Origin of the sequence: Reichenbachiella faecimaris, assembly GCF_900176375.1 — a bacterium.
Taxonomy (GTDB): domain Bacteria; phylum Bacteroidota; class Bacteroidia; order Cytophagales; family Cyclobacteriaceae; genus Reichenbachiella; species Reichenbachiella faecimaris.
This window is the reverse complement of sequence record NZ_FWYF01000001.1, coordinates 261,298-275,339: the sequence shown is the minus strand read 5'-3', so window position 1 is coordinate 275,339 and position 14,042 is coordinate 261,298. Positions and strand designations below refer to the sequence as shown.

9 protein-coding genes are annotated in these 14,042 nt (G+C 39.6%); 8 read left to right on the top strand and 1 reads right to left on the bottom strand.

Features of this window, described 5'->3' with window-relative positions:
- Nucleotides 1-88: 88 nt before the first annotated feature.
- The 5 genes from B9A58_RS01060 to B9A58_RS01040 all read left to right on the top strand — a co-directional run bounded on the left by B9A58_RS01060 (nucleotide 89) and on the right by B9A58_RS01040 (nucleotide 7,315).
- The gene (locus B9A58_RS01060) at nucleotides 89-1,954 is read left to right on the top strand and encodes a DNA topoisomerase IV subunit B (protein ID WP_084370574.1); all 1,866 of its coding nucleotides are present in this window, start codon (nucleotides 89-91) and stop codon (nucleotides 1,952-1,954) included.
- A gap of 3 nt (nucleotides 1,955-1,957) precedes the next feature.
- Complete coding sequence (locus tag B9A58_RS01055) at nucleotides 1,958-4,657, top strand: DNA gyrase/topoisomerase IV subunit A (RefSeq protein WP_084370573.1); 2,700 nt, start codon at nucleotides 1,958-1,960, stop codon at nucleotides 4,655-4,657.
- Nucleotides 4,623-5,348, top strand: a complete 726-nt coding sequence (locus B9A58_RS01050) for a TrmH family RNA methyltransferase (RefSeq protein WP_245826958.1) — start codon at nucleotides 4,623-4,625, stop codon at nucleotides 5,346-5,348. The genes B9A58_RS01055 and B9A58_RS01050 overlap by 35 nt, the downstream gene beginning before the upstream one ends.
- Nucleotides 5,349-5,948 (top strand): SanA/YdcF family protein, encoded by a 600-nt coding sequence (locus B9A58_RS01045; protein ID WP_084370572.1) that lies wholly within the window; start codon nucleotides 5,349-5,351, stop codon nucleotides 5,946-5,948.
- Between the two features lie 122 nt (nucleotides 5,949-6,070).
- Nucleotides 6,071-7,315 carry a hypothetical protein gene (locus B9A58_RS01040; RefSeq protein ID WP_084370571.1) on the top strand — a complete coding sequence of 415 codons (1,245 nt, stop codon included), beginning with the start codon at nucleotides 6,071-6,073 and terminating at the stop codon, nucleotides 7,313-7,315.
- Between the two features lie 22 nt (nucleotides 7,316-7,337).
- Here the strand turns inward: B9A58_RS01040 and B9A58_RS01035 are convergent, their stop codons facing one another.
- Nucleotides 7,338-7,694 carry a DoxX family protein gene (locus tag B9A58_RS01035; RefSeq protein ID WP_084371919.1) on the bottom strand — a complete coding sequence of 119 codons (357 nt, stop codon included), beginning with the start codon at nucleotides 7,692-7,694 and terminating at the stop codon, nucleotides 7,338-7,340.
- A gap of 208 nt (nucleotides 7,695-7,902) precedes the next feature.
- Here B9A58_RS01035 and B9A58_RS01030 point away from each other — a divergent pair, with 208 nt between their 5' ends.
- From B9A58_RS01030 to B9A58_RS01020, 3 genes are all read left to right on the top strand, one after another.
- The gene (locus B9A58_RS01030) at nucleotides 7,903-8,295 is read left to right on the top strand and encodes a hypothetical protein (RefSeq protein ID WP_084370570.1); all 393 of its coding nucleotides are present in this window, start codon (nucleotides 7,903-7,905) and stop codon (nucleotides 8,293-8,295) included.
- A 135-nt stretch (nucleotides 8,296-8,430) separates the two neighbouring features.
- On the top strand, nucleotides 8,431-12,807 hold the full coding sequence (locus B9A58_RS01025; protein ID WP_084370569.1) for a CusA/CzcA family heavy metal efflux RND transporter: 4,377 nt from the start codon (nucleotides 8,431-8,433) through the stop codon (nucleotides 12,805-12,807).
- A gap of 17 nt (nucleotides 12,808-12,824) precedes the next feature.
- Nucleotides 12,825-14,027 (top strand): efflux RND transporter periplasmic adaptor subunit, encoded by a 1,203-nt coding sequence (locus B9A58_RS01020; RefSeq protein WP_084370568.1) that lies wholly within the window; start codon nucleotides 12,825-12,827, stop codon nucleotides 14,025-14,027.
- Nucleotides 14,028-14,042 lie beyond the last annotated feature (15 nt).

The following is a 14,042-nucleotide window of genomic DNA, read 5'->3' as shown; positions in this document are numbered from 1 at the left end:
CAAATGCTCTATATTCACCTCCGATTTTGGAAAGTGTAAAACCCCCATTTTTAGTTTTTGATTAATAATCTTTAGGAATAGGAGACGTATGGCTGCTAGTGTAGAATATAATGAAGATAGTATTAAGTCACTCGATTGGCGTGAGCACATCAGGCTAAGACCTGGTATGTACATAGGTAAACTCGGAGACGGTTCGGCTGTTGATGACGGGATCTATGTCTTAGTAAAAGAGGTGATAGACAACTGTATAGATGAGCACGTGATGGGACATGGTAAAACCATCCATGTGAAAGTAGGTGATCACAGGGTAGAAGTTAGGGATTATGGTCGCGGGATTCCTTTAGGAAAAGTGGTAGACTGCGTGTCTAAAATCAATACTGGAGGTAAGTACGATTCATCTGCATTTCAAAAATCAGTTGGACTGAACGGGGTAGGTACCAAGGCAGTAAATGCACTGTCCACGTATTTCAAAGTACAGTCCTTCCGCGAAGGAGAAACCAAATTAGCTGAGTTCAATACAGGTGAATTGACCAATGATGCTAAAATCGTTAAATCAAGTGAGCGCAATGGGACGCTGATTACATTTGAGCCAGACAATACCGTTTTCAAAAACTACCATTTCATTCCTGAGTATCTCGACAATCAAATTTGGAACTATGCTTTCTTGAATGCTGGACTGACCATCAATTTCAATGGTGAGAAATATCATAGCGAGAATGGACTGTTAGATCTATTAACCAGAAAATCAGATGTGGATAATATCAGGTATCCAATTATACATTTAAAAGGAGACGACATTGAGTTAGCCATTACCCACTCCAATCAGTACGGAGAAGAATACTACTCATTCGTAAACGGTCAGTACACGACCCAAGGCGGTACACATTTGGCTGCATTCCGAGAAGCTGTTGTCAAGACCATAAGGGATTTTTATAAGAAGGACTATGATGCTGCAGATATTAGAGCCAGTATTGTTGGTGCCATAGCTGTAAGAGTACAAGAGCCAGTTTTTGAGTCGCAAACTAAGACAAAGCTAGGTTCTTTGAATGTGGCGCACGAAGGACCTACCATGAGAAGTTTTGTGCTTGACTTTGTGCGAAAGGCCTTGGATGATCACTTGCATAAAAATCAAGCAGTTGCAGATGCGTTACTCAAACGTATTCTACAGTCAGAACGCGAAAGAAAAGAAATAGCGGGCATAAAAAAATTAGCCAATGACAGAGCCAAGAAAGCAAACCTGCATAATAAGAAATTGAGAGACTGCCGTCTTCATTTTGACGATAAGAAAGGAGATGAGGATCGCTTGGCAGAAACCATGCTGTTTATCACAGAGGGAGATTCAGCTAGTGGGTCTATTACTAAATCTCGGGATGTACAGACACAAGCTGTATTTAGTTTGAGAGGGAAGCCATTTAACTGTTTTGGACATACCAAAAAGGTAGTTTATGAAAATGAAGAGTTTAATCTGCTTCAGCATGCACTCAATATTGAAGATGGAATAGAAGGACTCCGTTATAGAAAGATAGTTATCGCTACTGATGCGGATGTAGACGGCATGCATATTCGACTTTTGTTGCTTACCTATTTCTTGCAATTTTTTCCTGAACTGGTTAAAAGTGGCCACGTATTCATTCTGGAAACCCCTTTATTTAGGGTTAGAAACAAGAAAGAAACCATCTATTGCTACAGTGACGAAGAGCGACAAAGAGCCATTGCCAAATTAGGCAATAAACCTGAAATCACCCGATTTAAAGGGCTAGGAGAGATTTCACCAGAAGAATTTGGTGAGTTCATTGGAGAGGATATCAGATTAGAGCCAGTCATTCTCAAAAAGGATACTAAAATCGAAGATCTCCTGAAATTCTATATGGGTAAAAACACCCCAGATAGACAAAATTTCATAATTGATAAGCTTAGAGTAGAAAAGGATCTAGTAGAGGAAGAATTAGTTTAACCAATGGAAGAAAACAATAATATCAACGGTCAAAACAAATCAAACGAGCCCATACACGATGTCATACCTGTATCAGGTATGTACGAAAATTGGTTTTTGGACTATGCATCTTATGTAATTCTTGAAAGAGCCGTGCCGGCCATCAATGATGGATTAAAACCTGTGCAACGCCGCATCCTTCATGCCATGAAGGAAATGGATGATGGTAGATACAATAAGGTGGCCAATATCATTGGTAGCACCATGCAGTACCACCCCCATGGAGATATGTCTATTGGTGATGCCATGGTCAATATGGGGCAGAAAGAACTGCTGATAGATATGCAGGGTAACTGGGGAGACGTACGAACTGGAGACCGTGCAGCTGCCTCACGATATATTGAGGCCAGACCTTCCAAACTGGCCTTAGACATTCTTTATAATCCTCAAACCACAGAATGGCAATTGTCATACGATGGACGAAAGAAAGAGCCTGTTACACTTCCAGTGAAATTTCCCTTGCTATTGGCGCAAGGCGTGGAAGGTATAGCTGTTGGTCTGTCAACCAAAATATTGCCACATAACTTCTGCGAACTTATTGATGCTTCTATCAAACACCTAAAAGGTAAGAGCTTTAAGTTGTATCCAGATTTTCAAACTGGAGGCACTATTGATGTAGAAGAATACAATAAAGGACATAGAGGGGGGAAAATAAAGGTTCGTGCGAAAATAGAAGAATACGACAAGAAACAGTTGGTGATCAAAGACATTCCATTTGGCACCACCACCACCAGTTTGATTGAATCTATCATCAAGGCCAATGATAAAGGGAAAATCAAGATCAAAAAAGTAGTAGACAATACAGCCAAAGACATTGAAATCCTAGTGCAACTGGCACCTGGCGTATCACCTGACATTACTATTGATGCCTTGTATGCATTCACAGATTGTCAGGTATCCATTTCACCCAATGCCTGCGTGATTGTTGATGACAAACCTTTGTTTACCAATGTACATGAGATTCTGAGGATCAACACAGATCAAACTGTTGATCTGTTACGTCAGGAATTGGAGATTCGAAAAGGGGAGTTATTAGAAAAGATACTCTTTTCTTCTTTAGAAAAAATATTTATCGAAAATAGAATCTATCGTGATATTGAAGAATGTGAGACTTGGGAAGCTGTAATTGAAACCATTGATAAGGGTTTGGAGCCATTTAAGCCTCAATTTTATCGAGTAATCACACAAGACGATATTGTTCGTTTGACAGAAATTAAGATTAAACGGATCTCTAAATTTGATTCATTCAAGGCGGATGAATTGATGAAAAAGCTTCAAGAAGAATTGACGCAAGTAGAGCATCATTTGGCCAACATTATTGACTACGCAGTAGCTTATTATCAGAATCTGCTCAAAAAATATGGGGAGGGCAGAGAGAGAAAAACAGAAATATCATCAATTGAAACCATTGCTGCAACTGCCGTGGCAGCCAACAATGCCAAGCTATATGCCAATTATAAAGACGGATTCATTGGCTATGGTCTAAAGAAGGATGAATTCATCTCAGACTGTTCAGATTTGGATGACATCATTGTCTTCAGAAAGGACGGTCGTTGCGTGGTCACCAAAATACAAGACAAGGTCTTTGTTGGTAAAGACATCATATATGCGGGAGTCTTCAAAAAAGGAGATGAGCGCATGGTGTATAATTTATGCTATTTGGACGGGAAGTCAGGCCGCACCATGATCAAAAGATTCAATGTGACCTCTGTGACCAGAGACAAGGAATATAACCTGACCAAGAGTGAAAAAGGCTCTAAAGTCCACTACTTCACTGCCAATCCAAATGGTGAAGCAGAAGTTGTCACAGTTTATTTGACTGCAGGCGCCAAGGCACGTAAGAAAGTATTTGATTTTGATTTCGCTGAAATCGACATCAAAGGCCGGGGGGCTGGAGGTAATATCCTAACCAAATACCCAGTCAGAAAGATTGATTTAAAAACTGCTGGTAAGTCTACACTGGCTGGAACCAATATTTGGTATGATGCCACTATTGGTCGTTTGAATCGTGATGAACGTGGTATCCATTTGGGTAATTTCAATGCAGAAGATTATGTCATTGTTTTCTACAAAGATGGCAGCTATGAGCTCACGTCATTTGAGCTATCTAATCATTACAACCATGGCCAGATCTTCAGTATCCATAAATTTGACCCAGATCAAGTATTAAGTGTAATACATCAAGATGGGGAGTCTAAAGTGGTGTATATCAAGCGATTTACCATTGAGACTTTAACTGTAGGCAAAGCCTTTTCATTTATTAATGAATCACCCAATTCTAAGTTGCTGCATATTTCCGTGGTGGATAAACCACAGGTGAATGTGACTTATAGAAAGAAAGGAGAGCGATCTAAGAGTGAAAGAACGTTTCATTTGGCCGAACTGATAGATAAGAAAGGTTGGAAATCAATCGGAAATAAATTTCCAGTTCAGAACATCTCTAAAGTTGATGAACTGAATACTGGGGAAAAATCTAAAGAAAACGAAACTACAACCGTAGATCCCTCTCTACTTGCAGACTTAAAAGCTGAGGTGCAAAAAGAAGTGGAGGAAGAAGAAACGAAAAAAGAAGGTTTTGATGTTGGTAGTTCTATTGACTTAAGTAGCTCCAAATCTGAAGAAGAGGAGGATGATGAAAAACCACAATTGGGGCTCTTTGAATAATATCCAATATCAAAAAGCACTATTGGCCTATTTATCCGAATATGTCACTGAGCATAAAAAGAAGCGTTTTGAAGACATTCTCAGCCAGCGAACACGTTATTTGACTGTGGTGTTGGAAGATTTATTTAAAGCTCACAATGCAAGTGCAGTGATGCGTACGGCAGAAGGATTAGGGATACAAGACATACATGTGGTCGAACAGCGCAATGCTTACGATTATAATCCCTATGTGCTAAGAGGGGCAGGCAAGTGGCTGACATTGTGTAAATACAATAAAACGCATCAAAACATGAAAGTATGCTTTGATCACCTTAAAAGTGAAGGATATCAGATTCTCGCTACTTCACCACATGAATATGCAAAGGACTATCGCGATTTTGAAGTGACATCTAAAACGGCAGTTGTGTTTGGGGCTGAGGAAACTGGCATTAGTGACTATGTAAAGGAAAACGCAGATGGGTTTGTTAAAATACCTATGTTTGGTTTTACAGAAAGCTTCAATATATCTGTAAGTGCTGCTATTGTGTTAGAAGAATTTTCAAGACAAATTCGTAATAAAGAAAATATTGGCTTATCGTCAGATGAAATATTTTCGCTGAAACTAGAATGGTATCAGAAAATGGTGCCAAACGTAGATGCGCACATCCGCGCATTTGATAAAATTTATACCAATCCAGAGAACAACTCCTAGATGCTAAAAACAATAAAATGGCTAGTAATCTGTACTTTTTCATTCATTGTAATTTGCAATGTTTGGATCGTGGGGTCGACTCATCAGGGGATAATTACAGACAGCAGAGCACTTATTGGAGCCGAAGTGGGCTTGGTATTTGGCACGAGTCAGCATCAGGTAAATGGAGAGTCCAATCCCTTTTTCGATCATAGAGTAGAATCGGCCAAACAATTGTTGAAAACAGGTAAGGTTGAACGTCTGATTTTAAGTGGTTCCAAAGATTCCATTTATTATGACGAGGCCGAAGCCATGAAAAAGGCTTTGGTGAACCAGGGGATTGAATCTGATGTATTGGTATTGGATAAGTATGGCAATCGTACCATAGAGTCTTTGGAACGTCTAAGAGATGTATATGGCTACAACCAATGCATTTTGATTACACAAGAATACCATGCCTATAGATGCCTGTTTATAGCAAAAAGCCTTGGGTTGCAAGCGCAATGTTTTGTGGCAGAAACCCCTGATAAAAAATCGCATATCTGGGCACTTCTGAGAGAATTACTGGCTCGAACCAAGGCAGTGATCGATTTGTATATCCTTTCTGACAACGATTCTTAGTTGTTGATTAAATCAAATCAATATTTTTTTTCTTAACCCCTTATAATAACTTCGCTTCAAACTTGGTGAATTAGGCGGTATACGCTTATTTTATCAGTCTGACTTAAATGAAGCCTGAATAAATGGAGATCCTAGATACTTATCTTGAAGATAAAAGTACTTATCAATTTGGTGAAGAACCATTATCCCTACAAAGTGAGTATTTCAACGTTAGCATTTTAAAAGCAATTGAGCAACTTGGAGGTAAGATTGACCTCAAGCCAGTCCTGGTTGTTTCTGCCCAAGTACTGAGTTATGCGCAGTTTTCTAAGTTTTTCGAAGAGCAGCGCAAAATGAAAGAAGAGGATCGCAAGAAGTTTATTGAAAACTATTTTGCGCATTGTGGATTTGGTAAATTATCTGTTCGCTCAATTTCCAACAAAGGAGGTCATGCCGATCTCAACTCAGATCATTATGCATCAACCTGGATCAAGTACTTTGGTGAAAGACCAAAAAATCACCCTGGTGTGGGGTATTTTACTTGCGGTTTTTTGTGTGGTGCTATAGAAGCCATGTATGAAGTACCTTGTGGAACCTTTGACGGAAAACAATCGCAATGTATGTCCAGGGGGGAGAGCAAGAGTCGTTTCGAAATATTTAGGGGGCTCAGAAGAAAATTAAACCCATCCCCGTCCTTTGGCAAGCAGCAGGAAGAAGACGAGCCCTTGACAGATACGAGTGGAATCAATGACTATAAAATCATTGAGTTAATAAAGAATTTACACCTGACAGGATTAGCCACAGACAACGGTTTCATAGACGCATTTGACTCTACGTGGACCAAGCATTACGCCAATTATCACCCATTGGTGATGATTAAATTGCTTATGCAAGCTGAAAAAAAACTCGGCAAAGGTGGTGTTGGACATATTCGTAAAATATTCACAGAAGCAGCAGAGGGTAATGCCTATTTTACTCTGGGTAAAATATTGAACTCGAAGTTCTGGAAAGAAAACGTGACTGGAATTGCCAGTACGGACATGAACGGTAAGTGGCATTCGTGTCTAGATATTATGACTGGATTTGGTTGTGGTAGATGGGAATTGGCGGAAGGCAGTTCCACTGAGTACAAAGTGAATGTAATCAACAATCCTGAGACGAACGCTTTCTTAAAATTAGTGGGCAATACTAAAGCTCCTTTGGGTTATTCTACAGGCGGTTTTCTAATGGGATTAGCAAACTATATTCAGAAAAACCCAAGTCCTGAGGCTGTGGATACCGATTTTGTGGAACAGATGAAATCTGCTAAAGGAGACATATCTTATAAGGAAGAACAATCTAGAATGGTCGGATCAGAAAAAGACACGCTCATGATTCTTGTTCATTAAATCACGAGCGCATTACTAAATTTTAGTCAGATAGTTGGCCAGACATATACCAAGCACCACCAGCCAACGCAACATCTTTGAGTAGACTTGGCATGCTCATGTCATTCCCATTCATTACAGAAACCAGGTGAATGAGTAAAGCAAACAACAGGAGCATCAATCCTAATAGTTGAGTAGCCAATTTTGCCTTCTTGCCAATTATAATGGCTACGGCCGCGGCTATCAGAGCTGCTCCAGTTAGGTAAACCCAGAATACACCTCCTGGAATAAATGAAGGCACCATTCCCCCCATATCACTGGCACTCATAAAGTGAAATAGCCCAAATACTGCCATGGGGATAGCATACATAAATTTTCCAATTACTGGTAAGTTGTTCATAATTGTGTTGTTTTGTTGAATGTTAATAAATGTATCAACACAGAAATTACTCATTTTTGAGCAGACTTGCAATAAAGATACGCGTCCTATTCCAGGTGGTTGCTGTCATAATTAGAGTATCCAAAGGCACCTGAGCCAACGGGTTGTAAAGAATTATTAAGCTTTGTAAACAGGTTACATCTATTTTTTTGTTAGACTTGTATTCTAAATGAAAGGCATCAAATCCACATCACTATCTGTGTTCTTTATTATCGCGGCAATCGTGATGGGGTTGGATTTGTGCTGCGAAATCAAACAAGTTCCTAATCTGATAGATCACTATACAGAGCATAAAGCTCAAGATGGAGACTCTTTTTGGGACTTTTTGGTGGAAGATTATATTGATCATGGCAAAGGAGAAAACCACCATGACGAAAATGAGCACGACGACTTGCCTTTTCATGGTAACCACCAATGTCAGCATACAAATATTTTGATTTCTTCTACGATCATCTTTTCTGTTGAACTTGACATTAATCCTTTAGAGCCTTCTAAAGGAATTTATCAATTTATGTTCTCCTCTCGATATTTGGAGACTCCTTTTCAGCCGCCTCGGGCTTGATAACTCTCGAATAGTTTAGTGTTGCTATCGCTCCAGGTATATGGAGTCGATGGGCCATGATATTTACTGTTCGACAAGTTTCTCAGGACAATTCATGTCCCATTTAATAATTATCAGAAATTATAAAAAAATATTATGCTGGATAAAATCATATTATTTTCAGTTAAAAACAAACTGATCATTGGCTTGCTCACGCTTGCTCTGATTATTTGGGGAAGTTTTTCACTCACGAAACTTCCAATAGATGCGGTGCCAGATATCACAAATAATCAAGTGCAAGTCATCACAAGCTCTCCCTCTCTGGCGGCAGAAGAAGTAGAGCGACTAATAACTTTTCCTATAGAGATTGGTATGGCCACCATTCCTCAACTAGAAGAAATTCGATCTTTCTCTCGCTTTGGATTGTCCGTTGTTACGGTAGTATTCAAAGAAGATGTTGATGTTTATTGGGCAAGGCAACAGGTAAGTGAGCGACTGGTAGATGTCCAGTCACAAATACCTCCTGGAGCAGGTCAGCCAGGTATGGCTCCTATCACCACAGGGCTTGGAGAAATTTACCAATATGTAGTAGGTACGAAACCAGGATACAAAGACCAATACGATGCTCGCGAGTTACGAACCATTCAGGATTGGGTAGTACGTAGACAACTCTTAGGAACGCCTGGAGTAGCGGACGTGAGCAGCTTTGGAGGTTATCTAAAACAGTACGAAATAGCTGTAGATCCAGACAGACTAAGGGCCATGAATATTTCAATTGCCGAGATATTTCAAGCATTGAAAGATAACAATGAAAATACTGGAGGTGCTTACATTGAAAAAAACAAGAATGCCTATTTTATACGCAGTGAAGGCTTGGTTGGTAGTATGGATAACATCAGGAGCATCTTGGTTAAAAGCAATGCAAATGGCATTCCAATACTAATCAAAGATGTCGCGCAAGTTCAGCTAGGAAGTGCCGTTCGCTATGGGGCTACCACTCGCAACGGCGAGGGAGAAGTAGTCAGCGCTATTGTTTTGATGTTGAAGGGGGAAAATTCGGCCGAAGTCATTGCCAATGTAAAGAATAGAATTTCTGAGATACAAAAAACATTACCAGAAGGTGTCACCATAGAGCCATTCTTGGACAGAACCAAGCTAGTTGACACAGCTATAGGTACAGTGACCAAAAATCTAGCTGAAGGGGCACTAATTGTAATATTTATTTTGCTACTGCTTTTGGGGAATTTCAGAGCAGGCTTAATTGTGGCATCAATGATTCCATTAGCGCTGATTTTTGCATTCGGAATGATGAATCTATTTGGGGTGTCAGGTAATCTCATGAGTCTTGGGGCAATAGATTTTGGGCTAATTGTAGATGGAGCTGTGATTATAGTTGAAGCCACTCTTCATCATTTGGGCTTAGTGAAATTGGGAAGAAGGTTGACACAAAATGAGATGGACGAAGAAGTCTACCAATCGGCTAGTAAAATTCGAAATTCAGCTGCATTTGGAGAAATTATTATTCTCATCGTATATCTGCCCATCCTGGCTTTAGTGGGGATTGAAGGTAAAATGTTTGGGCCAATGGCTCAAACTGTAAGTTTTGCCATCTTGGGAGCATTCATTCTTTCTTTGACTTATGTGCCTATGATGTCAGCCTTGGCACTGAGCAAAGACACGGTCTACAAACCCAATATTTCAGATAAGATCATGTCATTCTTTCACAAATTGTATGAGCCTACAATTCTTTGGATGATGCATAAAAGGCCATTGGTTTTGACTGTTACTTTAGGAATGTTTGGTATTTCTCTATGGGTATTCTCCAATATGGGAGGAGAATTCGTTCCTACTTTGGAAGAAGGTGATTTTGCTGTAGAAACCAGGGTGATTACAGGGAGTTCATTAGATCATACGATCAGCGCAACTACTCAAGCAGAAAAAATTTTATTAGATCAATTCCCAGAAGTAGAGCAAGTGGTTTCTAAAATTGGATCAGGCGAGATACCTACGGATCCTATGCCTATTGAAGCCGCTGACCTCATGATCATACTAAAAGACAAATCGGAATGGGTATCTGCTTCAAACAGAGAAGAATTGGCTAACCAAATGGCCGAAGCACTGGAAGTGATTCCAGGTGTCACTTTTGGCTTTCAACAGCCAATTCAAATGCGATTCAATGAGCTGATGACAGGTGTTCGACAAGATGTAGCTGTCAAGATTTATGGAGAAAATCTCGATGAACTTTCGGAATATGCAGACCAAGTAGGTCAAATAGCCTCAAATGTAGAAGGAGCTGTTGATTTGTACATAGAGGAAGTAACAGGTATTCCACAGATAGTCATTAACTATAAACGTGATCAATTGGCCAAATACGGCTTGAGTGTCAGCAATGTGAATAATGCTGTGCAAGCGTCTTTCGCTGGAGCATCCGCTGGGCTAGTTTTTGAAAATGAAAGGAGATTTGATCTAGTAGTCAGGTTATCAAAGATAAATCGCCACGATGTGAGTGCTGTGCGTAATCTCTACATCACTCGTAAGGATGGCCATCAAATACCATTGTATCAAGTAGCAGATGTGGAAATAGAAGATGGCCCCTATCAAATTCAGCGGGACGATACGAGAAGACGAATCATTGTAGCATTTAACGTTCGAAACCGAGATGTCGAAAGTGTAGTAACTGAATTGAAGAATAAAATTGATAAATCGGTTGTTTTTGCTCCCGGATACTTTGCTGCTTATGGCGGACAATTCGAAAATCTACTGGAAGCTCGCGAACGACTAAGTTATGCCGTTCCTCTAGCTTTACTTCTGATTTTTGTCCTGCTTTATTTCACATTCTCTTCTATCAAACAAAGTCTTCTCATATTTACTGCCATACCCCTTTCCGCAATTGGAGGAATTGCAGCCTTAACGGTTAGGGATATGCCTTTTAGCATATCCGCAGGAGTTGGATTTATCGCACTTTTTGGAGTAGCAGTTTTAAATGGAATAGTCTTAATCGGTGAATTTAATCACCTGAAAAAGGAAGGTGTGCAAGATGTATTTGAACGAATCTACAAAGGTACAAGCATACGTCTCCGACCAGTTATTATGACTGCTGCAGTAGCATCTTTAGGATTTTTGCCCATGGCACTCTCTCAATCTGGAGGCGCAGAAGTTCAAAGACCTTTAGCTACTGTTGTTATTGGTGGGTTGATAAGCGCTACTTTCCTAACCTTGATCGTGTTGCCAATTCTGTACTATTATCTAGAAAGAGGGATAAAATTGAAAACAAAAGTGATTACTCCCTTGTTGGCTATAAGTCTCTTACTTTGCCAAACTGTGAAGGTAAATGCACAAGAGGCTAGCCACACTTATACATCTTTAGATGAAGCTATTCAAATGGCTATTGCCAATAACCCTAAAATGAAAGTAGCAGCACTCCAGACACAACAAGAGATAGTACAAAAAGGGTCTAGTTGGAATTTCCCTAATACGAACCTTAGTTTGACCCATGGTCAGTATAACAGTGTCCTTGACAATGATAGCCAGTACAATATCAGTCAAAACTTTGCGTTTCCGACGGTTTATAGTAATCAAAACAAGTTAGCCAAAGCGAAAATTGCGGCTAGTGAATGGATGCTCACAGCTACACAAAACGAGTTGGTACAGCAAGTAAAGTCAGTTTGGTACACGTTATGGTTCGAAAAATGCAAGAGAGATCTGCTTCTAGATCAGGACAGTATCTATCAAAGTTTTGTAAGGGTTGCCACGTTACGTTATCAAACGGGCGAAAGCAATCTTTTAGAAAAGGCCACAGCTGAATCACAGGTAGCTGAAATAAAAGTGCTCATAGATCAAAACAGATCAGACATAGAAATTTTTCAAACACATTTGAGAATCCTATTGAATACTGAAGAACCAGTTGAAATAGAGACTAAAGTTTTGGAAGCCAGAGAAGTCAAAACTTTACTAGAAAGTACCGACCTATCAGGTAATCCTACGTTAGCTTGGTTTCAGCAGCAAATTGAAGTGGCCAAACGAGAAAAATCCTTGGAACAATCTCGTTTTATGCCCGACTTTTCAGTGGGTTATTTCAACCAATCGCTCAATGGGCCCAATCAGGATATTAATGGTAATCCTATCAATTATGTATCAAGTGACAGGTTTACTGGTTTTCAGGTAGGCATTGCCATTCCAATATTCGGAGCTAAATCTAATCTTTCGGGAATAAAAGCTAGTGAGTTGAAAATGCAAGAAAGTGAGGCTCAGCTAAAAGTCATAACTAACGAATTAGAAGGCAAACTGAAATCACTCCTGCAACAGTTCAAAAAATTTCAAAATAGTTTGGAATACTATCGAGCCAATGCACTTCCGCAAGCAGACTTAATTCTAACGCAAGCTCAAAAAGGATTTGAAAGTGGAGCGATTGGTTATGTGGAGTACACACAAGGACTCAGTAGGTCACTTGATGTTCGATTCAATTATTTGAACTTATTAAATCAATACAATCAGGTTATTATACAAATTGAATTCATCTCAGGAATTCAATAATCAAAAATAGAAATTCGATGAAAAATTTATTTCAATATATCAAAGGCACATTTGTGCTTGTCCTACTGGCGCTTGTTGTGCTAGCATGTGAGACTAAATCAAAAGTAGAACAAGAAAAACATCACGTAGAAGAGAATATCGTTGAGCTGACTCAAGCACAATTTGAACAAGCCAAATTGCGCATCGGCTCTATTGAGAAGCGGATTATTGGCGAGGAACTACAGGTGAACGGCATGATTGATGTTCCCCCTCAGAGCAATATTTCCATCAATATGCCTTATGGCGGTTTTATCAAGTTTATAGATATGCTACCAGGGACATCAGTAAAAAAAGGTCAACTATTGGCTGTCATTGAAAACCCTGAATTTATCCAATATCAGCAAGACTATTTGGAAGGCTTGGCTAATCAAGAGTATCTAAAAGCTGAATTTGATCGTCAAAAGGAATTGTATGCTGAAAAGGTTGCTGCTGGAAAAACATTTCAACAAGCTAAAAGCATCTATCTAGCCAATGAAGCGCGCATCAAAACAATGAAGGCTAGATTAAAAATGATAGGACTAAATCCGACAAGTATCCGAAATGGAAAAGTCTCTACTTCAACCAATATCTATGCTCCAGTATCAGGTTACGTAAGGGAGGTTTACACCAATATTGGCAAATTCGTCAATCCACAAGACGTTATCATGGACATTACCAATGCAGATGATTTACATGTAGAGCTCACCGTCTATGAGAATGAAATCTCTGGAGTAAAAAAAGGTCAACGGATTCGTTTTTCTCTAGCAAATGCACCAAATCAATGGCGTGAAGCAGAAGTATTTTTAGTTGGAAGAAATGTTCGGGAAGATCGCTCTGTCACAGTGCATGGACACCTCAAAGAGAAGTATGAAGATTTACTTCCTGGCATGTATGTATCAGCAAGAGTGGAAACTGACAGCCGAGAAGTGTGGGCTGTGCCAGAACAAGCAGTCGTTCGTTATGGTGGCAAGCACTTCGTTTTCGGATATGTGGAAGAACATAATATAGAAGGAGGCGAAAAAACACTTACTTTTGAAATGTTGGCAATTCGCACAGGCAATTCTGAAGATGGCTTCACACAAATAGAATTTCTAGATAGCACTACAGAATATAAAGAAGTGAAGCTGGTTACTCAGGGTGCTTTCACATTGTTGGCAAAAGCTAAAAATACTGAGGAAGAAGGTGAAGGACATGGGCATTAGATCTAAGACAAGTTA